The sequence below is a fragment of the Pseudomonas sp. CBC3 genome (genome assembly GCF_037967085.1).
Taxonomy (GTDB): Bacteria; Pseudomonadota; Gammaproteobacteria; order Pseudomonadales; family Pseudomonadaceae; genus Stutzerimonas.
This window is the reverse complement of record NZ_JBANEO010000003.1, coordinates 628,918-648,924: the sequence shown is the minus strand read 5'-3', so window position 1 is coordinate 648,924 and position 20,007 is coordinate 628,918. Positions and strand designations below refer to the sequence as shown.

General features: G+C 60.4%; 18 protein-coding genes and 1 tRNA gene. 11 read left to right on the top strand and 8 right to left on the bottom strand.

Annotated elements, in window-relative coordinates; translation table 11 throughout:
* Positions 1-62 precede the first annotated feature (62 nt).
* Both V6943_RS15660 and V6943_RS15655 read left to right on the top strand, forming a co-directional pair.
* Positions 63-956 carry an MBL fold metallo-hydrolase gene (locus tag V6943_RS15660; protein WP_340554377.1) on the top strand — a complete coding sequence of 298 codons (894 nt, stop codon included), beginning with the start codon at positions 63-65 and terminating at the stop codon, positions 954-956.
* Between the two features lie 251 nt (positions 957-1,207).
* Entirely contained in the window at positions 1,208-2,047 is an 840-nt protein-coding gene (locus V6943_RS15655; RefSeq protein WP_131650231.1) for a bifunctional allantoicase/(S)-ureidoglycine aminohydrolase, read from the top strand.
* 222 nt (positions 2,048-2,269) lie between these two features.
* Here V6943_RS15655 and zigA read toward each other — a convergent pair whose 3' ends face one another.
* Both zigA and dksA read right to left on the bottom strand, forming a co-directional pair.
* The gene (gene zigA, locus V6943_RS15650) at positions 2,270-3,475 is read right to left on the bottom strand and encodes a zinc metallochaperone GTPase ZigA (RefSeq protein ID WP_340554375.1); all 1,206 of its coding nucleotides are present in this window, start codon (positions 3,473-3,475) and stop codon (positions 2,270-2,272) included.
* A gap of 10 nt (positions 3,476-3,485) precedes the next feature.
* A complete protein-coding gene (gene dksA, locus V6943_RS15645) occupies positions 3,486-3,890 on the bottom strand; it encodes an RNA polymerase-binding protein DksA (protein ID WP_340554373.1) in 405 nt (134 codons plus the stop codon).
* A gap of 196 nt (positions 3,891-4,086) precedes the next feature.
* Between dksA and V6943_RS15640 the strand changes: the two genes are divergently transcribed.
* The 7 genes from V6943_RS15640 (at position 4,087) to V6943_RS15610 (ending at position 13,840) form a co-directional block, all read left to right on the top strand.
* Complete coding sequence (locus tag V6943_RS15640) at positions 4,087-4,344, top strand: type B 50S ribosomal protein L31 (protein ID WP_131650228.1); 258 nt, start codon at positions 4,087-4,089, stop codon at positions 4,342-4,344.
* Positions 4,345-4,441: 97 nt separating this feature from the next.
* On the top strand, positions 4,442-6,403 hold the full coding sequence (locus V6943_RS15635) for a TonB-dependent receptor domain-containing protein (protein WP_340554371.1): 1,962 nt from the start codon (positions 4,442-4,444) through the stop codon (positions 6,401-6,403).
* Position 6,404: 1 nt separating this feature from the next.
* Positions 6,405-10,292 carry a cobaltochelatase subunit CobN gene (cobN, locus tag V6943_RS15630; protein WP_340554369.1) on the top strand — a complete coding sequence of 1,296 codons (3,888 nt, stop codon included), beginning with the start codon at positions 6,405-6,407 and terminating at the stop codon, positions 10,290-10,292.
* 10 nt (positions 10,293-10,302) lie between these two features.
* A complete protein-coding gene (locus V6943_RS15625; RefSeq protein ID WP_340554368.1) occupies positions 10,303-10,782 on the top strand; it encodes a MotA/TolQ/ExbB proton channel family protein in 480 nt (159 codons plus the stop codon).
* On the top strand, positions 10,779-11,102 hold the full coding sequence (locus V6943_RS15620; RefSeq protein WP_131650224.1) for a DUF2149 domain-containing protein: 324 nt from the start codon (positions 10,779-10,781) through the stop codon (positions 11,100-11,102). The genes V6943_RS15625 and V6943_RS15620 overlap by 4 nt, the downstream gene beginning before the upstream one ends.
* 203 nt (positions 11,103-11,305) lie before the next feature.
* A complete protein-coding gene (locus V6943_RS15615) occupies positions 11,306-12,484 on the top strand; it encodes a DUF1624 domain-containing protein (protein ID WP_340554726.1) in 1,179 nt (392 codons plus the stop codon).
* Between the two features lie 9 nt (positions 12,485-12,493).
* Positions 12,494-13,840 (top strand): OprD family porin, encoded by a 1,347-nt coding sequence (locus tag V6943_RS15610; protein WP_340554366.1) that lies wholly within the window; start codon positions 12,494-12,496, stop codon positions 13,838-13,840.
* A 264-nt stretch (positions 13,841-14,104) separates the two neighbouring features.
* On the opposite strand, the gene V6943_RS15605 is transcribed toward V6943_RS15610, so the two are convergent.
* The 4 genes from V6943_RS15605 to dapA all read right to left on the bottom strand — a co-directional run bounded on the left by V6943_RS15605 (position 14,105) and on the right by dapA (position 17,350).
* Positions 14,105-14,194, bottom strand: a tRNA-Ser gene (locus tag V6943_RS15605).
* Between the two features lie 134 nt (positions 14,195-14,328).
* Positions 14,329-15,198 carry a phosphoribosylaminoimidazolesuccinocarboxamide synthase gene (locus V6943_RS15600; protein ID WP_340554364.1) on the bottom strand — a complete coding sequence of 290 codons (870 nt, stop codon included), beginning with the start codon at positions 15,196-15,198 and terminating at the stop codon, positions 14,329-14,331.
* 132 nt (positions 15,199-15,330) lie between these two features.
* On the bottom strand, positions 15,331-16,431 hold the full coding sequence (gene bamC, locus V6943_RS15595; protein WP_340554362.1) for an outer membrane protein assembly factor BamC: 1,101 nt from the start codon (positions 16,429-16,431) through the stop codon (positions 15,331-15,333).
* 40 nt (positions 16,432-16,471) lie between these two features.
* Positions 16,472-17,350 (bottom strand): 4-hydroxy-tetrahydrodipicolinate synthase, encoded by an 879-nt coding sequence (gene dapA / locus V6943_RS15590; RefSeq protein ID WP_340554360.1) that lies wholly within the window; start codon positions 17,348-17,350, stop codon positions 16,472-16,474.
* A 217-nt stretch (positions 17,351-17,567) separates the two neighbouring features.
* Here dapA and V6943_RS15585 point away from each other — a divergent pair, with 217 nt between their 5' ends.
* Both V6943_RS15585 and V6943_RS15580 read left to right on the top strand, forming a co-directional pair.
* Positions 17,568-18,128, top strand: a complete 561-nt coding sequence (locus V6943_RS15585; RefSeq protein WP_131650219.1) for a glycine cleavage system protein R — start codon at positions 17,568-17,570, stop codon at positions 18,126-18,128.
* A 14-nt stretch (positions 18,129-18,142) separates the two neighbouring features.
* A complete protein-coding gene (locus V6943_RS15580; RefSeq protein ID WP_340554358.1) occupies positions 18,143-18,616 on the top strand; it encodes a peroxiredoxin in 474 nt (157 codons plus the stop codon).
* A gap of 31 nt (positions 18,617-18,647) precedes the next feature.
* On the opposite strand, the gene V6943_RS15575 is transcribed toward V6943_RS15580, so the two are convergent.
* Positions 18,648-19,724 (bottom strand): AI-2E family transporter, encoded by a 1,077-nt coding sequence (locus V6943_RS15575; RefSeq protein WP_340554357.1) that lies wholly within the window; start codon positions 19,722-19,724, stop codon positions 18,648-18,650.
* Positions 19,725-19,749: 25 nt separating this feature from the next.
* Positions 19,750-20,004: a sulfurtransferase TusA family protein gene (locus tag V6943_RS15570; RefSeq protein WP_131650216.1), complete on the bottom strand. Its 255-nt coding sequence runs from the start codon at positions 20,002-20,004 to the stop codon at positions 19,750-19,752.
* Positions 20,005-20,007: the final 3 nt, after the last annotated feature.

The following is a 20,007-nucleotide window of genomic DNA, read 5'->3' as shown; positions in this document are numbered from 1 at the left end:
TATTGCTTCTTTCTCTCTGCTCCCACAATGCGCTCCTTCGAAACGAACCCAGGAGTCGCTCCATGCATTTTTCAAAAATCAGCAGTTCACTGGCTTTGGCCGTCAGCCTCGCCTTCACCAGCGCATTTGCCTCGGCACAACCAGCAGGTACATCAGCCACGCCTTCCGAGCGGGTGCAGCTGCAGCAGATCCGCAGCTCTACGCTGAAAATCATCTACGCCGACACGACCTTTCTGATCGACCCGATGCTCGCCAAGAAAGACACTTACCCAGGCTTCGAGGGCACTTACCGCAGCGAACTTCGCAACCCGCTGGTCGAGCTGCCGATGCCAGCCGAAGAGGTCCTTGCCGGGGTCGATGCGGTGATCGTCACGCACACTCATCTGGATCATTGGGATGACGCCGCGCAGCAGATGCTGCCCAAGGATCTCCCGCTGTTCTTACAGAACGAGGCCGATGCCGAGATCATCCGTGGGCAGGGCTTTGGCGACGTCCGGATTCTCACGGACCAAGCGGAGTTCGGCGGCGTCACGCTAAGCAGGATTGGTGGCCAGCACGGTACCGACAAGATGTTCGCTACACCTGAGCTCGCGGAGTTCCTCGGCGTTGCGATTGGTGTCGTCTTCGAAGCGCCAGAGCACAAAACGCTCTATCTGGCAGGCGATACCATCTGGCGTGACGAGGTCGACCAGGCGCTAAGCCGGTACAAGCCCGAAGTCGTCGTGTTGAATGCCGGTTATGCACAGGTGACTGGCTATGACGGCGCGATCCTCATGGGCAAGGAAGATGTACTGCGTGCCAGCCAGGCGGTGCCGGATGCAACAGTCGTGGCGACGCACATGGATGCCATCAACCATATGGGGCTGAGCCGTAAAGAGTTGAAAGCCTACGTTCAGGAGAAAGGCATTCAGGAACGCGTCGAGATTCCCGAGGATGGGGCAACACTGAAGTTCTAAGCTGGCTTGGGACCGCCTTGTCAGGGCGCCCCACCTGCGCTAGCCCAGGGCTGCTGGGGGCTGATCCAGAGACAACGGGGCTTTGAACCGACTCCATCATGCTCAAGAATGTAGCTCAGGTCTGGAACGAGCATCGATTGTATACAATTGCTGGAGATTTATTTGTCAGCATGTGTACAATTGAGCACATAGCTCCGCACCCAGCCTGCGGCCATCTCGACCGCAGGCACCACCAACAAGATGGGAGTCATATGGCAAACACAAGGTACTACGCCCCCACTGGCGGGCACCCAGCGCAGACTGAGTTGCTGACCGATCGCGCGATGTTCACGGAGGCCTACGCCGTCATTCCGAAGGGCGTGATGCGCGACATCGTCACCAGCCATCTGCCCTTCTGGGACAACATGCGCATGTGGGTGCTCGCCCGCCCGCTGTCCGGCTTCGCCGAGACCTTCTCCCAGTACATCGTTGAACTAGCCGACGGCGGTGGCAGCGAAAAGCCCGAGCAGGACCCGAACGCTGAAGGCGTACTCTTTGTGGTCGATGGCGAGTTCACCCTGACCCTCGAAGGCACCCAGCACGTCATGCGTCCGGGCGGCTACGCCTTTATCCCGCCGGCGGCCAAATGGAGCCTGCGCAACAACAGCGGCGCCCCTGCGCGCTTCCACTGGGTACGCAAGTACTACCAGGCCGTCGAAGGCTTGCCATATCCGGAAGCTTTCGTCACCAACGAGCAGGACGTCGAGCCGATCGCGATGCCGGGCACCGATGGCAAGTGGGTCACTACTCGCTTCGTCGACATGAGCGACATGCGCCATGACATGCACGTGAACATCGTGACCTTCGAGCCGGGCGCGGTGATCCCGTTCGCCGAAACCCACGTGATGGAACACGGCCTGTACGTACTGGAAGGCAAGGCCGTCTATCGCCTGAACCAGGACTGGGTCGAAGTGGAAGCCGGCGACTACATGTGGCTACGCGCCTTCTGCCCGCAGGCCTGCTACTCCGGCGGCCCCGGCAAGTTCCGCTACCTGCTGTACAAGGATGTGAACCGTCACATGGACCTGGGCAAATACAACCACCGGGCCTGATTCTTCGCATCGAACGCCCTCCTCGCCTCTCGGCCAGGAGGGCGTTTTCGTTTCTGCGGGCCGTTCTCGTAGAGGTCCGCCAGTTGATCTAGGCAGTCAGTATCGGGCTAGCTGGGAAAGTCAGTGCGATCGGGCGTACCCGGCACATACAGTCATAGCCAGGATGGAAGCGACCAGCTGTCGGCCACGTGCCGTGACTGTTTCTCGACCGGCTCGCTGGCATCAGGTGACAGCCTCGTGCCAAGAGCCGAAAGGGTCGGGAAGCCGCTCCCAAGTCTGCACGCCCGCGGCCATCTCCTGGTCGGTGAGCAGGCAGGCATCCAGCTCCGCGCTCAGTCGTTGGAAATCGATATTCTGCCCGATGAACACCAGCTCCTGCCGGCAGTCGCCGGTCTGGACTTCCCAGTGTTTGAGAATTTCCTGCATCCCCTCGTCATCGGTGGGCCATTGTGTCTTGGGTACGAAACGCCACCAACGTCCCGCCAGACCATGGCGCATCAGACCACCCGCCTGGGACCAGCTACCGGCGTCGCGGTACTTGCTCGCAAGCCAGAAGAAGCCCTTGGAACGCAGCAGCTTGCCATTGCTCCAGTCACGGATCAGAAATTCATGGAAACGCTGCGGATGGAACGGCCGACGCGCACGATACGCGGTCGAGGCGATACCGTACTCCTCGCTTTCGGGCACATGCTCGCCCCGTAGCCCCTTGAGCCAGCCTGGCGCCTGGGCGGCACGCTCGAAATCGAAGCGGCCTGTGTCCAAGATACTGCCCAGGGGCACCCGGCCCATGCTCATCGGCATGATTTCGGCGTGCGTGTTAAGGCCGCGCAGGATAGCGGTCAGCTCTTCACGCTCGGCGCTGGAGATCAGATCGATCTTGCTGATCAGGATGATGTCGGCGAATTCCACCTGCTCGATCAGCAGATCGGTAATGGAGCGCTCATCCTCTTCGCCCAAGGTCTCGCCACGGCTGGCCAGGCTCTCCGATTCATGGAAGTCGCGGAGAAAGTTGATCCCGTCGACCACCGTGACCATGGTATCCAGGCGCGCCAGGTCGGAGAGGCTGCGCCCCTGCTCGTCGCGGAAAGTGAAGGTCTCGGCCACTGGCAAGGGTTCGGCGATGCCGGTGGATTCGATCAGCAGGTAGTCGAAACGGCCTTCGCGAGCCAGGCGACTGACTTCCTCCAGTAGATCTTCGCGCAGGGTGCAGCAGATGCAGCCGTTGCTCATTTCTACCAGCTTCTCCTCGGCACGGTTGAGGCTCACATTGCGTTGCACCTCGCTGCCGTCGATGTTGATTTCGCTCATGTCGTTGACGATCACTGCGACACGACGGTTCTCGCGGTTCTTCAGCACATGGTTGAGCAGCGTGCTCTTGCCGGCGCCAAGAAAGCCGGACAGTACGGTAACGGGAAGTCGATCAGTCATGGGGGAAGCCTCAAGTCTCACGTAGATGTTTCTCTTTCTTTTCCTGCCGCTCCTTGGCCTCGATGCACAAGGTCGCCGTAGGTCGCAGCAACAGGCGGCGCAGACCAATCGGCTCTCCGGTTTCCTCGCACCAGCCGTATTCGCCACGGGCCAGGCGTTCGAGCGTCCGGTCAATCTTGTCGAGCAGCTTCTTCTCCCGTTCGAGTAGACGCAGCTGCCACTGGCGCTGCTCCTCCGTACTACCGATATCCGCAGGATCGCTGCTTGGTTCGTGATCGCGTAGTTCGTTGAGCTCGCTCGTGATTCGCTCCTGCAGCTCACGACGCTCGGTCAACAGCAGCTCGCGGAAAAACGTCTGCTGCTGCTCGCTCATATATGCGTTGGGGTGTTGCTGAAGTAGTTCCTGCTCAGTCATGGGTGCACCAATGATCAATTGAGACGACAACATCCATAAATCAAACCGCTCTCTGAAGTTCATCTTGATAAAAGCGTTTTCGGCATACCTGCTGGGCTACGGGTGATCTCATTACGGTTTCGCCCAACTCATATCGTTATGATATAACATTTAACGCCGTATCAATCACACCCTACTCAAAATGAAGGAGCAGCTTATGAAACCAGGCATCCATCCCGACTATCGTCCCGTCCTGTTCCACGACACGGCGGCAGACGTCTACTTCCTGATCGGCTCGACGGTCGAAGCCAGCCGTACGCACCAGCACACCGATGGCAATACCTACCCGTACGTAGCGCTCGACGTGTCCAGCGCATCGCATCCGGTCTACACCGGCCAGCAGCGCAAAACGACGTCCGAAGGCCGTATCGCGGGCTTCAACAAGCGCTTCGCCGGATTTACCACGAAGAAGTGATCGCTCTTTTCACAACGCCAAGACGATCCGCTCGAATACCCGAGCGGATCGCGTCCTCACCCCGATAGCAATCATCCAAGCCACGGAAGACGCTTCAATGTCCCGCAAGACCCGCCTCCTTACTGTCCGCACACCCGCCCGACTCGTTTCCGCCCTCGCCCTGCTACCCCTGACGGCACTGGGCGCTGACCAGCCCCTGAACCTCGAACCCACGGTCATCACCGCCACCTCCACAGCGCGCCAGCTGAGCGATGCGCCCGCAAGCGTTACGGTCATCACCCAAGAGGAACTGAGCATGCGGCCCGTTCAGGATCTCGAAGATGCTCTGCGTGGCACGCCGGGGCTCCAGTTCACAGGCATTGGCATGACGCGCCGTGGCGTCAGTATTCGAGGGATGGGAAGCGAGCACACCTTGGTGCTGATGAATGGACAGCGCATCAATACCGCCGCTGGCGCCGTGGCGCATGCCGATTTCGACCTGGGCTGGATGCCGGTAGAGGCGATCGAACGCATTGAGGTGATACGCGGCCCGATGTCCTCGCTCTACGGTTCCGAAGCGCTCGGCGGTGTGATCAATGTCATCACGCGGCGCGCGACGGACGCATGGCAGGGCGCGGCGCAGATCAACGGCGGCGTACGCGAGGACGGGCGCGGCGGCCAGATACATCAACTGGGGATCTATGCCGGCGGCCCACTTGTGCCTGGACTGCTCGGCCTATCCTTGAGCGGCGAGACGCGGCGCCGCCAGGAAACGCCCTTTAACGAGGACGCCTCGCTGTCGGAGATCGAAGGCCGTGACGCGCACAGCGGCGACATCACCCTGAGCTGGACGCCAGACACCGCGCAACGCATCGACTTCAGCTATGCAAGCGGCCTTGAGGATCGCTGGCGCAATACCCGCAGTGCAGGACGCGCACCAGTGGATTACGAGTCCAGCGATCGTATCGAACGTGAGCGATTCTCCCTCGCCCATAGTGGCGATTGGACGTGGGGCAGCAGCTCGCTGCGCGCCTACCGCAACACACTGGAGCGCACCAACCGCTATACCAACGGCGTGGTCCCCTCCTCGCCACGTCAGGAACTCACCGACGACATCGTCGATGGCAGCCTGACCCTGCCATTCGCCGGCATGCACTTGATCACGCTCGGCGGCGAGTGGCGCAAGGAGCAGCTGGAGGACGGCGGTTTTACGACAGGCGATGCCCGAATCATTCACCGTGCGCTGTTTCTGCAGGATGAAATCCAGTTCAACCCAGCGTGGTCGCTGGTACTGGGTAATCGCTTCGATCAGCACGAGGAATACGGCTGGCACAACAGCCCGCGTGCCTACTTGGTTCACCATGCCAACGATGCCCTGACGATCAAGGGCGGCGTTGGCCGCGGGTTCAAGGCGCCCTCACTCAAGCAGCTGTCGCCGGGCTATTCGGCCATCGGCGGCGGCGGGATGTTCAGGATCTACGGCAATCCGGATCTCGAACCCGAGATCAACACCATGTACGAAATCAGCGCGGACTATCAGGCAGACGGCTGGTCACTGAACGCGGGCGTCTTTCAGAACAACGTGCGTGGTCTGATCCAGACGGTCTGCGTATCGAGCTGTGGTGTCCGCGGCCGAGAGGTTCGCAACTACGACAACGTCGACGAGGCGCGCATCCGCGGGCTCGAGCTAGGCGGCGGTCTGGATCTGCCTGCCAACCTGCGCTGGGACCTGAATTACACCTACCTCGACGCCATCGACCGCAGCGCCGACCGGCGCCTGGGTGATCGAGCACGCCATCTGGCCAACACCCAACTGCAATGGACGCCGAACGCCACGTTCACCGGGCAGCTGCGTGGCGAATACGTCGGCAGCCAGCTGACCTATTCCAGCAACACGGCCTATGCGGTGCCGGCCTACAGCCTGTGGCATCTGGAGCTGACGCAGCGGATTACCGACACCCTGAGCATTCGCGGCGGCATCGAAAACCTGACCGACGAAGACTTCAGCGACGCGTCTGACAACTTCACCTTCGCCGAACCGGGCCGCACCTATCACGTCGGCTTGAGCCTGAGTTTCTGACATGACCAGTTGGATCAAAATCGGCGTGGCGCTAATCGCGCTGGCCGGCTGGGGAGCGGCTGCGTTCGCCAACCCGGTACGGCAAGACATTCATGTACAGGTGCTGACGACCGACTTCGTCCTGCAGGGCAAGCTCGACCGGCTTGCTGACTGGGCAGCCGACTCGGATATCACGCTTGGCACCGTACGCGCGTCCTCGGCAACTGAGCCGCAACCGGCCATTAACGCGGATTTGCTGATACTGGACACGCCGCGCCCTACGGATCTTGCGGCAGTCCAGCAGCAGTTCGACGCGCTAATGGCAGAGGACACGCCATGGATACGCGTTGGCGGTGGCCCCCCTGCCTTCGGCAATCTGCCGACACCGGTCGCCATGCGGTTGATCGGTTATTACGCCAATGGGGGCGAGCAGAACCTGTGGCATTTGTTCGCCTATCTGCGAGCCTGGCGCGACGAAACACTCACCGATTCGATACCAGGCCCTACCGAACTGGGCAAGGTCGGTTTTTATCACCCCGACGCACCCGCGCCCTTTACAGAACTCGACGACTACCTCGCCTGGGGCGCCGATCGCTGGACGATAGATGCGCCGCGTGTCGCCTTCGCCATTCACCGCGGTGCCGTCGTCGATAGCCAGTTGCAGTTGATCGACGCGTTGATGAAAAGCAGCGAGTCGCGTGGCCAAGCTCCAATCGCGTTCTGGATAGATGACAGGGACCCGCAGGCGCTGAGCAAGGTGCTGGTACCCGCACGCAGCGATGTGCTGGTCAACCTTCAGCACATGCAGAACGGTCCGGCACGTCAGGCAGAGTTTCTAGTACTTGGCATCCCGGTGCTGTCCACCCTGACCTGGCGTGAAGGTGATCCTGCGCATTGGCGAGCGTCCGATAGCGGTATTACGGCGCGAACCGCCGCGGCCATGCTGACCATCCCGGAAAGCTGGGGCATGACCGATCCGCTGGTGATCGCCGCCGTCGAAAACGGCGAGCCGACCCCTACCCCCGAACAAGTCGAGGCGCTGCTCAGCAAGGTCGACAGTCTGACCCGGCTGCGTCGGCTTGCCCCTGCGGAGAAACGTCTAGCGTTGATGTTCTGGAACCACCCCGACGGTGAAAAGAATGTAGCCGCCTCGAACCTCAACGTGCCACGCAGTCTGGCGCACCTCTCCACCGCTCTGCACGAGGCCGGTTATGACGTGCCCGCTACGGGTGAGGCACGGTTGATTGAAACGGCGCAGCGTCTCCTTGGCGGTTACTACCGGCCAGAGACGCTGGATGCTCTGCTAGCCGGCGGGCTTGCCGTGGCGTTGTCACTGTCGGATTACCAGCGCTGGCTCGCCGATCTGCCGGCATTCAGACGCAAGGCATTACTCGAGCGATGGGGCGATCCGGCTGACCATTGGGCGCTACGCGATATCGATGGCCAGTCTCACTTCATCATTCCCGCCGCGCGCCTTGGCAAGCTGTTGCTGCTGCCGCAACCGCCGCGTGCCGGTCGCCCCGGTGAGGCCTATCACGACAGCAAGGTTCCGCCCGATCATCTCTATCTGGCCGCCTATCAAGCGCTGCGAGAAGACATTAAAGCCGATGCGCTGATTCACTTCGGCACGCACGGCACGCAGGAATGGCTACCCGGCAAGGATCGCGGCCTGGCTGCCAGCGACTACCCCTTCCTTGCGCTGGGCGATATGCCGGTGTTCTACCCCTACATTCAGGACAACATCGGCGAAGCCATACAGGCGCGCCGTCGCGGTCGCGCGGTCATCGTCAGTCACCAGACACCGCCCTCCGCGCCCGCCGGGCTCTATGACGAGCTGCGCGACGTGCATGCGCTGATCCACGAATACCAGCAGCTCGACGTGGGCGCGGTCCGCGAAAACACGGCCGAACGTATTCGTCGGTTGGCCCTGGAAAACAAACTGCTGGAAGACTTGGGCTGGGACGAAGCGCGCATGCGTGCCAATACCGGAGGCTTCCTGCAAGCGTTGCATGATCACTTGCATGACATCGCCCAGGCGAACCTCCCGCTCGGCCTGCACACCTTCGGCGAGCCTGCATCCACCGAACATCGCCTGGCCACCGTGCTGCAACAACTGGGCGAGCCCTATCTGCGCGCGTTGGAGCTGACCGATGACGAGCCGATGGCCGAGGATTTCGCCGGGCTACAGGCCAGCCTTCCCTACCGCACGCTGCAGCGTTATTTGCGCGAGGGTGAAAGCCTTGATTCGATTGCCGGTGCACGACTGCGCGAACAGATCGAACGCGCACGCGTGCTCGACGCCCGGCTGACCGACACGGGGGAAATGAAAGCGCTGCTGACCGGCCTCGCCGGTGGCTTCATCGCTCCCGGACCCGGGGGCGACCCGGTGCGCAATCCGGACGTGCCAAGCGGTCGCAACCTCTACGCCTTCGAGGCCGACAAGTTGCCGACCCGAGCGGCCTATGAGGCAGGCGACAAGGCACTGGAGCAACTGCTCGCGAGCTACCGTGATGAGCACGAAGGCGAATTGCCGACGAAACTCGCGTTCAGCCTGTGGTCCTCCGAAGCCATGCGCCACCTTGGCATTCTCGAAAGCCAGGTCCTGCATGCACTGGGTGTACGTCCGGTTTGGGATGAGGGAGGACGGATTCGTACCCTGGAAATCATCCCGGCAGCGGAACTCGGCAGAGCACGCATCGACGTCGTCGTCCAGGTCACCAGCGTCTACCGCGATCAGTTCGACGGCTTCATGCGTCAGCTAGCCGATGTAATGGAGCGGCTCGCCGTGCTGGATGAGCCGGGCAACACGCTGGCCACCAACAGCCGACTACTGGCTCAGCGGCTACAGGATCAGGGGATAGAGGCCGACCACGCCGAGCACTTGTCGCACTTGCGGCTGTTCGGTAACGAGCCCGGCGACTATGGCACCGGCGTTTCTCAGTTAACGATGGACTCGACACGCTGGGAGAACGATTCGGCCCTCGCAGAGCAGTTCGTCTCGCGGTTGCAATATGGCTACGGCACCGTCAGTTGGGGAGAAAAGATCGAGGGCCAAAACCTGTTCGCCGAACAACTCAAAGGTGTCCAGGCTGCGATCATGGCCCGCTCCAGCGAGCTCAACGGCGTCCTGTCGACCGACCATCCATTCGAGTTTCTGGGGGGACTTTCCCTGGCGGTCCGCCATCTCGACGGTGCCAGTCCATCACTCTACATATCGGATCTGCGCAAGGCCGAGCCCCGCACGACGGGCGCGGCGAGCTACCTTGCCAGTGAACTGCGCAGCCGCTACCTGAACCCGCAATGGATCAGCGCGATGCAGCAGGAAGGCTACGCCGGCACGTTGGAAGTGCTGAACGTCGCCAATAACCTCTGGGGCTGGCAGGCCGCCGACCACAGCATGGTCCGCGCCGATCAATGGCAGGCCCTGCATGACACCTTCGTCATGGATCAGCGCGAGCTTGGCCTCGATCAATGGTTCGAGGCACATAACCCCACGGCCCAGGCCCAGCTGATCGAGCGTATGGCCGAAGCAATCCGCAAGGGCTACTGGGATGCCTCCGATAAAACCCGCCGCGAACTGGCCGAACGTTGGCAGGCGCTCACAACCGAACATAGCGCCGAGGCCGGCGAGCCGATCACCCGAGACTTCATCGAACAGATGGCCGCCGGTTATGGCCTCGCTCCAGAAGCCGCTTCAACTGCCGCAACGCCCACCTCATCAAGCAACGCGAACGCGGGTGAAACGGTACGCGGCCAGGTGATGCAGGAAGCGGTCGATCAAGCGCGCGAGGCGCCGAGCCCATGGCGGCTTTTGCTCGGCATCGCCACGTTGCTGTCGTGCCTGGTACTTGGCGCCCTACTCCAAGCGCTTGCCAACCATCGCGTCGAGCCCGTTTTAAACCCTCAATGAACCGAAATCCATGAACGCACTTGAAACCAGTCTCTACGAACTGACACGTATTTTTCTCGCACCCGTCCTGCTATTGATCCTGGCCGCGCTGGTCTATGCCTTTCTGGCATTGGGCAGCTTCGCCATGGAGGCCTGGCAACGCCGTAACGGCCGCTATCGCTCCGTCCTCGCGGCGCACCAAGCGGCAAACGGTGGCACCAGCGATGACCTCGAACTCTGGATCATGCAACGCCTGGAATGGCTGCGCGTGACCTCGCGGAGCGCACCGATGCTTGGGCTAGTCGCGACCATGATCCCTATGGGCCCAGCCCTGCTGGCATTGACCCAGAGCGACGCAAAAGGCATCGGCGAGAATCTGGTGGTCGCCTTCTCCTCGGTGATCCTTGCGCTCATCGCAGCGAGCATCACCTTCTTCGTTCTCACCGTTCGGCGCCGCTGGCTGTTGCAGGAGCTGCGTGCCATCGAGCGCGCCGGAGTACAGCACCGATGAGATTTCTCGACCATGACGAGGACGATGACCCGCTGCTGTCGGTGGTCAACCTGATCGACTTGTTCCTGGTGGTGATCGGCATTCTGCTCATCGTCATCGTGCAGAACCCGCTCAATCCATTCAGCCAGGAGAAGGTCGTGGTTATCGAAAATCCAGGCGAAGCGAACATGCGCATGCTGATCAAGGATGGTCAGGAGCTGAAGCAATATGAGTCAAGCGGCGAAATCGGCGAAGGCCAGGGCGCCAAGGCTGGAATCACCTATCGCCTGAACGACGGAAGGATGATTTACGTGCCCGAGGAGAAGGCATTGGTTAAGTAATTTCTAACCGTGATCTAGGCAAAAGAAGACAGCCCAATCCTATTGAGGCCACATCGGTATCGGGCCGACAGCTGCCGGTAGTCGAACCTTACGCGGGGCCAGGTCGAAATTTGGCAACAGTCATTCCAAATGACCTTGTTATATTATAACTTTCGCATCCCGCTTTATATCCAGGACGCGCTTACATGACTAACGCCGCCACGATGCCCGCAGCCGGCACGCTTTCATCCCTTCATGTGAAGACGCAGATACGCACGCGGATGCTTGCGATCGATGCATTGCGCGGGCTGGTCATGCTGTTCATGCTCGTCGACCACGTGCGGGAGACCTTTTTCCTGCACGTTCAGGTAGGCGACCCCATGGATCCGGTCAACACGCCACCGGAGCTGTTCTTCACGCGTATCAGCAGCATGGTCTGCGCACCGGTCTTTGTATTCCTGACCGGCCTTTCCGCATGGTTGTACGGGCAATCCCACAGCCGCAGCGAAGTGTCGACGTTCCTGCTCAAGCGGGGCGTATTCCTCGTGTTCCTCGAACTGACCTTAGTGAACTTCGCCTGGAACGCGACCTTCGTACCGCCGACCCTGTGGTTGCAGGTCATATGGGCCATCGGCTTGAGCATGATCGTGCTGTCCGCGCTTATCCACATGCCGCGTGCGGGGTTGGCGGTGCTGAGTCTGGTGATCGTGGCCGGCCACAATCTGCTTGATGGCATCGTGCTCACAGCGGATTCGCCGTTCTTCGAGATCTGGTCGATCCTGCACCAGCGTTCCTTTCTCGAAATTACCGAGCACACACGTGCACGGACCACTTACCCCATCCTCCCCTGGATCGGTCTCATCGCACTTGGCTACTGCGCAGGCCCCTGGTTTGCCCGCGATGCCGATCCGGCGCAGCGTGCCTGCCGCCTGTTGATGTGGGGTATCGGTTTGCTCGTGGGTTTCGTCCTGATCCGCTACCTGAACGTCTATGGCGACAAGCCGTGGAGCACCATGGAAAACGGCGTACGCACCTTCATGAGCTTCATGTCGCTTACCAAATACCCACCTTCCCTAATGTTCCTGATGCCAACCATCGGTGTCGGCTTTCTGCTGCTCGCCTGGTTTCAGCAACTCGAAGGGCGTCCCGTGCTGAAGGTGCTTTCGCTGTATGGCGGTGCGCCGATGTTCTTCTACGTCCTGCACCTGCTGGTACTCAAGGCGCTTTACCTGATCGCTGTGCAGATCTGGGGCCTGAACCAAGGCAACTACTACGGTTTCGATAGCCTCGCTGGTATCTGGCTGTGGGCAGTGATGCTGTCGGCGGCGCTTTATTTTCCGACCCGCTGGTTCGCGCAACTCAAGCAGCGCCGTCGCGATATCGCTTGGCTGAAGTACTTCTAAGGCTTGGTGATGAACAGAAAAACCGGTTACTGGATGCGGGTGCTGTCGCTCTCATGCCTGCCATTGGCGGCATGTGCTGGCGCACAGGAGCAGGCGGCGGGTTTCATCGAAGATGGCACATGGAACCTGCTAAACCGCACCGTCTACGACCGTCGTGATTACCGCCACGGTGGGCTCAACGGGGCCGCGCGCAATGCAGCTAAACCGCGCGGCGAGCGCAGCGATCTGGCGGAGGAATGGGGCTACGGGCTAATGGGCAGCTACGCCTCAGGGTTCACCCAAGGCACGGTCGGCTTCGGCCTCGATGCCCACGCCTATCTGGGGGTAAAGCTGGACAGCGGCGGTGGTCGCGCTGGCAAGGCTCGCCTGCTTTCGGTGGATAACGAGGGGCATCCCAAAGATGACTATGGACGCGCTGGTGCGGCGGCGAAGCTGCGTCTGTCATCCACAGTGCTGAAATACGGCGAGCAGCGGGTGAAAACGCCCGTCTTCGGCTCGTCCGACAGCCGCCTGCTGCCTGAAACCGCCACGGGGTGGTGGGTGACCAGCCAGGAATGGGGCGACCTGACCCTCAACGGTGGTCATTTCACCGAAAGTACCGACCGCAATGCCAGCAGCCACGACCGTGGGTTCGTCGTGAACTACTCCAACGGGAGACAAGGCGACTCGTTCGACTTCCTGGGCGGCAGCTACGACGGCATGGAGCGCCTCAACCTGACCCTTTACAGCGCGCAATACGACGAAACCTGGCGGCAGCATTATCTAGGCGGCGTGTACGCATGGCCGATTGATGATGAACAGGCGTTGTCCTTCAATCTGAATCTCTACCGCACACAGGACACCGGAGAGGCACGCTCGGGCGCTATCGACAACACCACCTGGAGCTTGATGAGTTCTTACTTGCGCGGTGCCCATCGCTTTTCGTTGGGCTACCAGAAGGTGCATGGGGATACGCCGTTCGATTACGTCACCCGCGGTGCCATCTACCTCACTAACGCGGTGGCGCTGTCTGACTTCAACGGGCCGAATGAAGCCTCATGGCAATTACGCTATGACCTGGCGATGGCTGCATACGGCATACCCGGCTTGAGTTTCAGTGCAGCATATATTCGCGGCAGTGGCATCGACGGTAGCGATGTGGACCCCAGCGGTGGCTATACCTATCTGGGTTATGGGCGTAACGGACGGCACTGGGAGCGTGACCTGGAAGCCCGTTACGTCGTACAAAACGGGGCCGCCCAAGGGATGACCTTCAGCGCCCGCTATGCGGTGCATCGGGGCAACATCGATCAGGCGGAATTGGACGCCGACCAGATTCGCTTGGCGGTGGAGTATCCAATCCAGGGGATGTTCTAGTCCGCGACGCGGTGAGAGGCTACCGGGTCTATCCGAATGCAGACCGCACGGCGGCTCGGCGCCGGTGAAGAAGCACGGTGGATGCCCACCGATATACGAGCATGGCTGCGATCGTCTCTCAGATGGTGGGGGCAGTTCGACATAGGGCGGCTTCGGGCGGGCTGGAATGTGCGTTCTTGCCCCAATTTTGCCCAAACCAGACTCAGGAAAACAAAAAGCCCCGCTACACGCTAAGCGCTGCGGGGCTTTCAGGTCTTTCAATAGTGGCGGAGAGATAGGGATTTGAACCCTAGGAACAGTTGCCTGTTCAACGGATTTCGAATCCGTCCCGTTCGGCCACTCCGGCATCTCTCCAGCGGCGCGCATAATAGCAGCTCGCAAGCGATTGTCGAACCCCAGGAGGGTGTTTTTTCGCTCGCTATTCAGGATGTTGCGCTAAACCCCCAGCGCTTTTGAAGCCGCCACTCCGCTCCAATCAAAAGCTGTAATCAGGTCGTCAGCCGAGTCAGGGCTTCGCGATATTTGTCAGCGGTCTTCTGGGCGACATCAACCGGCACAGGAGGCGCTGGCGGCTCCTTGTTCCAGCCGGTGGATTCCAGCCAGTCGCGAACGAATTGCTTGTCGAAGCTTGGCGGATTGCTGCCTTCCCGGTAGCTATCGGCAGGCCAGAAGCGGCTGGAGTCGGGAGTCAGCACTTCATCCATGAGCGTTAGGTTACCGGCCTCGTCGAGGCCGAATTCGAACTTGGTATCGGCGATGATGATGCCACGGGTTGCCGCGTATTCGACGGCTGCCGAATACAGTGCGATGGAAGTATCGCGCACTTGGGCTGCCAGTTCCTTGCCAATGATGGCCTCGCACTGCTCGAAGGATATGTTCTCGTCGTGATCGCCGACGGCGGCTTTGGTCGATGGCGTGAAGATCGGCTGCGGCAACTTAGCGGCTTCCTTCAAACCGGCCGGTAACTGGATGCCGCAAACGGTTCCGTTTTTCTGATATTCCTTCCAACCGGAGCCAACGATATAGCCACGGACAATGGCTTCAACGGCAACCGGCTTTAAGCGCTTGGCGACCACCGCACGCCCCTCTACCAGTGGCAGCTCTTGCGCCGAGACCACGTCCTCGACCTTGTCGCCAGTGAAGTGATTGGGTACGAGAGCGGAAAGCTTCTCGAACCAGAAATTCGAAATCGCTGTGAGAATCTTGCCCTTCTCAGGTATTGGCTCGGCGAGAATCACATCGAATGCTGAGAGCCGGTCCGTAGCGACCATAAGCATGCGCTTGTCGTCGATTTCGTACAGATCACGAACCTTGCCGGAGTAGATTTTCTTCAGGCTGAGGGCATTGGGAGTAGGCATTTCGATTCTCGCGGTTCCGAACCTTCGTTACGTTGCGCGGGACGGCAGTGTAACGGCAGGCCTGTCATCAAACGAAACAGGCGAAACCGAGAGGGTTTCGCCTGGACTAGCTGGAGCGGGCTGATCGGTGTCTCAGTCCAGACTGTCCTTGAGCATGTTCAGCACGCGCCGTGCGACGTCGGCTGGCGCGACGGTGTCAAGGTTCTTGTCGAGCGTCACCTGGATGTTGCCGGCCACATCGTTCACACGGACCTGATAACGCTCCGCGCGCGCCTCGATCTCCTCACGGTCGGGCGCCCCGCCGAACAAGCGGGAGAAGAAGCCCGGCTTGTCGTCCGGATTCTCCGCACCTTCCGACAGGTTGATGTAGTAAACACCGAGGCTGCGATCCAGATCCTCGACGAGGATGTCACTTGCAGCCAGTGCCCGGCCCACACTTGACCAGGCACGGTTGAAGTCAGTATCAAGTTGTAGCACCGGAGTGCCGCTGCCCGCTTCGATGAGCGTCACTCGGCTGGGTGCGTCGAACTCGCGCTCTGCAAGCAGAGAGGCTGAACCGCCTTGGGCTGCGCTGCTGTTCAAACCGACCTGCAGTTCATCGAGCAGTACCCGATCGAGTTCGGCATTGACTGGGGTATCAGGCCAGGCTACGTCAGCATTGCTATCTGCGGGACGCTGAACGCTGAGCAGCTGGATCTCGCTCGTATTGCGCTGCACACCCGGTTCGATGCGAACCCGGATACGGGTCTCTCCATCGCCCAGCCCAAGGTTGCGCACCAGCGCTGGAGCGAGCTGATCACGGGTCTGCCAGGCCGTAATGAGCTCTCCCGTTTGCGGGCGCTCTTCGGCAATCTGAAAGCCATTGTCGGTGAAGAACTGCCGCGTCGCAGTCCAGACTTGCGACGGCTCACGCATCGCGACCAGCCAGCGCGCATCCTCCGACGTCTGCAGGCTGAACTCGCTGGCTTCTTCAGCGACCAGCAACCGTTGCGGGCGCGGCACCTCGTATTCGCCTGTCGCGCGGGTATCAGGGACCTGCTGGGGGATCGGTAGCAAGGGCTCGATCGGGCGCAACTCACTATCGGCCGGGACCTGCATCGGCGGTACCTGATGGGCCTGGAGATAGTCGCTACCACGGTCACGGAAATATCCGTCTTCTCCCCACAGCCAGCCACAACCGCTGGTTCCAGAGATGATCAGGGCTAGGGTCGAGAGGCCGGCCAGTCGCTTCATGCATGTTCCTTCATTATTAGATCAGTACACCGGATACCGTTCAGGCCAGTACACCGGACTGACGCATGGCGTCGCGAAGCGGCTCCTGGCAACGCTGGCTGAGCCAGGTCAGCGGCAAGCGAATACCGTCCGACATCAGGCCCATTTCGTGTAGCGCCCATTTCACCGGAATCGGATTGGCCTCGATGAACAGCGTCTGATGCAGCGGCATCAGCAATGCGTTGATGGCACGCGCCTTCTCCGCATCACCGGCAATGGCGGCAGCGCATAGCTCGCTCATGGCGCGGGGCGCGACGTTCGCCGTGACGGAAATATTGCCTTTGCCACCCATCAGCATCAGCTCAACGGCGGTGGCATCGTCTCCGGAGTAGACAAGAAAGTCCTTGCCGACACGATCGAGCACTTCCTGCCCACGCTTGAGGTCGCCGGTCGCCTCCTTGATTCCGATGATGTTCGGCACCTTGGACAGACGCTCGACGGTTTCCGGCAGCATGTCGCAGGCGGTACGCCCGGGCACGTTGTAGAGGATCTGTGGAATCGCCACGGCTTCGGCGATGTGGCGGAAGTGCAGGTACATGCCTTCCTGGGTCGGCTTGTTGTAGTAGGGCGTGACCAGCAGGCAGGCATCCGCTCCGGCTGCCTTGGCATTTTCAGTCAGCTCGACGGCTTCGCGAGTGGAGTTGGCACCGGTGCCAGCAATCACCGGAATGCGACCGTTGACTTGATCCACCACCCGGCGGATTACCTCGATATGCTCGGACACTTCTAGCGTCGCCGACTCGCCAGTGGTACCCACCGCAACGATCGCATTGGTGCCTTCCTGAAGATGGAAGTCCACCAGTTTGCTCAGGCTGTCCCAATCAAGACCGCCATGCGCGTCCATGGGAGTGACCAGCGCCACCATACTGCCTGAGATCATGCAACCACTCCTGCCGGAAAAAGAGAGGCGTAATGGTACAAGGCTCCTGAGCGCTTTGCGAGTACGCTGGTTACATCCCACCGTCGGAACGACCGAACGCCAGCGTTGCGCTTTTCGGGCTCACACCGCACACGCATTCCCTCGGGCGGTGCTTTTCGCTAACCTTAGCCATTTTCGGCTTGGCTGGCCGTCCGATTCATCTTCGCCAGGAACCTGCATGTCCACCCCCTCAGTACCTCGAGAACAGTTTCTCGTCATCAGCGCCATGGGCCGCAACCCTATGGCGCTTACCAACGTGCTTTGCAGAGCGAGCAACGAGAATCGCTGCGCCGTAGTCAGTACGCGTCTGACCCGTCATGGCGAATGCTGTGCGCTGGTCCTGGAGATCACCGGGACCTGGGATGCCCTCGCTCGCATGGAGACGGCGCTGCCGAGCCTGGCCAAGAAGCACGACTTCACCACCAATGTAGTGCGCAGCGAACCATCGGAAACCCGCCCGCAAGCGTTGCCATACGTAGCCTATGTCAGCTCGGTATACCGTCCGGACATACTCAATGAGCTGTGCCAGTTCTTCATCGACCACCGCGTCGAACTGGAAAATCTTACCTGCGACACGTACCAGGCGCCCCAGACCGGCGGCACCATGCTCAACGCGACGCTGACCGTCACGCTACCGGCAGGTACGCAGATCAGCTGGCTGCGTGATCAATTTCTGGATTTTGCCGACGCACTGAATCTTGACGCTCTAATAGAGCCCTGGCGCCCGCAAAACCCCTGATAAGGAAACAAGTGATGGCCGTAGCAATCGACCAGTCCGTTCCGCCCTTCCAGGCCCAAGCCACTAGCGACACCCTGGTCAGCCTCGACACGCTGAAGGGCAAGCAGGTGGTGCTCTACTTTTATCCCAAGGACAACACGCCAGGATGCACCACTCAGGGCCAGGGTTTCCGCGACCTGCAGCCGGAGTTCAGCGAAGCCAACACGCTGATCTTCGGCGTTTCGCGGGACAGCCTGCGGACACACGAGAACTTCAAGGCCAAGCAGGCGTTTCCTTTCGAGCTCATTTGCGACAAGACTGAGGAGCTCTGCCAGCTATTCGATGTCATCAAGCTGAAGAAGCTCTATGGCAAGGAATACATGGGCGTAGACCGCAGCACCTTCTTGATCGACCGCGACGGCATCCTTCGCCAGGAGTGGCGAGGCGTGAAGGTTCCCGGACATGTCGAAGCCGTTTTGCAGGCCGCTCAAGCACTGCATCGACAATAAGCGAAGGCCGGTAGCACCGGCCTTTCTCGTTCTAGCCGACCTCCACCACCGGGACCGTGGGTGGCCTGCGCGGCCAAGCGTATAGCACCGCCTTGAACAAGGTAGCCAGGGGGATCGCGAAAAACACTCCCCAGAATCCCCAGAGGCCGCCGAATAACAGCACCGAGCAGATAATGGCCACCGGGTGCAGGTTCACCGCTTCGGAGAACAGCAAAGGCACAAGGACATTGCCATCCAACGCCTGAATGATCGCGTAGGCCACCAGCAAGTAGATGAACTGGTCACCCAACCCCCACTGGAATAAGCCAATCAGGGCGATGGGAATGGTCACCACGGTCGCACCGATATAAGGCACCACAACCGAGACCCCCACCAGCAGCGCCAGCAGCGCGGCATAGTTGAGCTCCAGCGCCACGAACACCGCATACGACACCACACCGCAGATCAGGATCTCGATCGCCTTGCCCCGAATGTAATTGGCGATCTGCACGTTCATTTCCTGAGACACCTGCGTAATCAGCGCACGCTCACGCGGCAGGTAGCCGCTCAACCAGTCGCTTATCTGCTGGCGATCCTTGAGAAAGAAGAACACAAGAATCGGCACCAGGATCAGATAGATCATCAGGCTTAACAACAATGGCAGGCTGGACAACGACGACGTCAGCACCACCTGGCCGTAGCGGCCTACCTCGCCACGCATGAAATCGATGCCACGCAGCACCTGCTCTTCGGTGAGCAATTGCGGGTAGCGCTCGGGCAGAAGCAGCAACAAGGACTGCCATTCCACAAGCATCCGTGGCAGCTCGTTGAACAGGGTTAGCACCTGCTGCCAGACCAAAGGCACAAGAAACAGCATGCAAACCGTGAGCGCGCCGACGAACATCAAAAATACTAGCCAGACCGCCACGAGGTGGGGAATCCTGATGCGCTCCAGCGCGCCGACCAAACCCTGCATCAGGTAGGCGAGCACCAGGCCGGCAAGGACTGGCGCAAGCATGTCGCCCAGCGTTAGCACCGCAGCAAAGGCAACCACCAACAGTACAGCCAAGACCACCGCTTCCTCATCAGAGAAATAGCGATGGGCCCAGCTGCGCAACACCTTGAGCATATGTTTCCCTTAGAGCCTTCAGCCTTCAGCCCTCAGCCTTACGCAGCCAGTAGCGATAGAGCCCTTCATCCGCCTCTTCCCGTAACAGAGCGTGGCCGGACAATCTGGCGAAACTACGAAAATCTCGCTGCGAGCCCGGATCGGTCGCGGTAACCTTCAGTACCTGCCCGCTGGCTAGTCGGTTGAGTTCAAGTTTAGCCTTGAGCAGCGGCATCGGGCATTCCAGCCCGACCGCATCCAGCTCGGCATCGCAGGTGACAGGCACGGTCTGTTGGGTCATGTT

Bases quoted from the DNA above. Each gene is read 5' to 3' on its own strand.
- V6943_RS15660 (WP_340554377.1), top strand. From the start codon at position 63: ATGCATTTTTCAAAAATCAGCAGTTCACTGGCTTTGGCCGTCAGCCTC.
- V6943_RS15655 (WP_131650231.1), top strand. From the start codon at position 1,208: ATGGCAAACACAAGGTACTACGCCCCCACTGGCGGGCACCCAGCGCAG.
- zigA (WP_340554375.1), bottom strand. From the start codon at position 3,475: ATGACTGATCGACTTCCCGTTACCGTACTGTCCGGCTTTCTTGGCGCC.
- dksA (WP_340554373.1), bottom strand. From the start codon at position 3,890: ATGACTGAGCAGGAACTACTTCAGCAACACCCCAACGCATATATGAGC.
- V6943_RS15640 (WP_131650228.1), top strand. From the start codon at position 4,087: ATGAAACCAGGCATCCATCCCGACTATCGTCCCGTCCTGTTCCACGAC.
- V6943_RS15635 (WP_340554371.1), top strand. From the start codon at position 4,442: ATGTCCCGCAAGACCCGCCTCCTTACTGTCCGCACACCCGCCCGACTC.
- cobN (WP_340554369.1), top strand. From the start codon at position 6,405: ATGACCAGTTGGATCAAAATCGGCGTGGCGCTAATCGCGCTGGCCGGC.
- V6943_RS15625 (WP_340554368.1), top strand. From the start codon at position 10,303: ATGAACGCACTTGAAACCAGTCTCTACGAACTGACACGTATTTTTCTC.
- V6943_RS15620 (WP_131650224.1), top strand. From the start codon at position 10,779: ATGAGATTTCTCGACCATGACGAGGACGATGACCCGCTGCTGTCGGTG.
- V6943_RS15615 (WP_340554726.1), top strand. From the start codon at position 11,306: ATGCCCGCAGCCGGCACGCTTTCATCCCTTCATGTGAAGACGCAGATA.
- V6943_RS15610 (WP_340554366.1), top strand. From the start codon at position 12,494: ATGAACAGAAAAACCGGTTACTGGATGCGGGTGCTGTCGCTCTCATGC.
- V6943_RS15600 (WP_340554364.1), bottom strand. From the start codon at position 15,198: ATGCCTACTCCCAATGCCCTCAGCCTGAAGAAAATCTACTCCGGCAAG.
- bamC (WP_340554362.1), bottom strand. From the start codon at position 16,431: ATGAAGCGACTGGCCGGCCTCTCGACCCTAGCCCTGATCATCTCTGGA.
- dapA (WP_340554360.1), bottom strand. From the start codon at position 17,350: ATGATCTCAGGCAGTATGGTGGCGCTGGTCACTCCCATGGACGCGCAT.
- V6943_RS15585 (WP_131650219.1), top strand. From the start codon at position 17,568: ATGTCCACCCCCTCAGTACCTCGAGAACAGTTTCTCGTCATCAGCGCC.
- V6943_RS15580 (WP_340554358.1), top strand. From the start codon at position 18,143: ATGGCCGTAGCAATCGACCAGTCCGTTCCGCCCTTCCAGGCCCAAGCC.
- V6943_RS15575 (WP_340554357.1), bottom strand. From the start codon at position 19,724: ATGCTCAAGGTGTTGCGCAGCTGGGCCCATCGCTATTTCTCTGATGAG.
- V6943_RS15570 (WP_131650216.1), bottom strand. From the start codon at position 20,004: ATGACCCAACAGACCGTGCCTGTCACCTGCGATGCCGAGCTGGATGCG.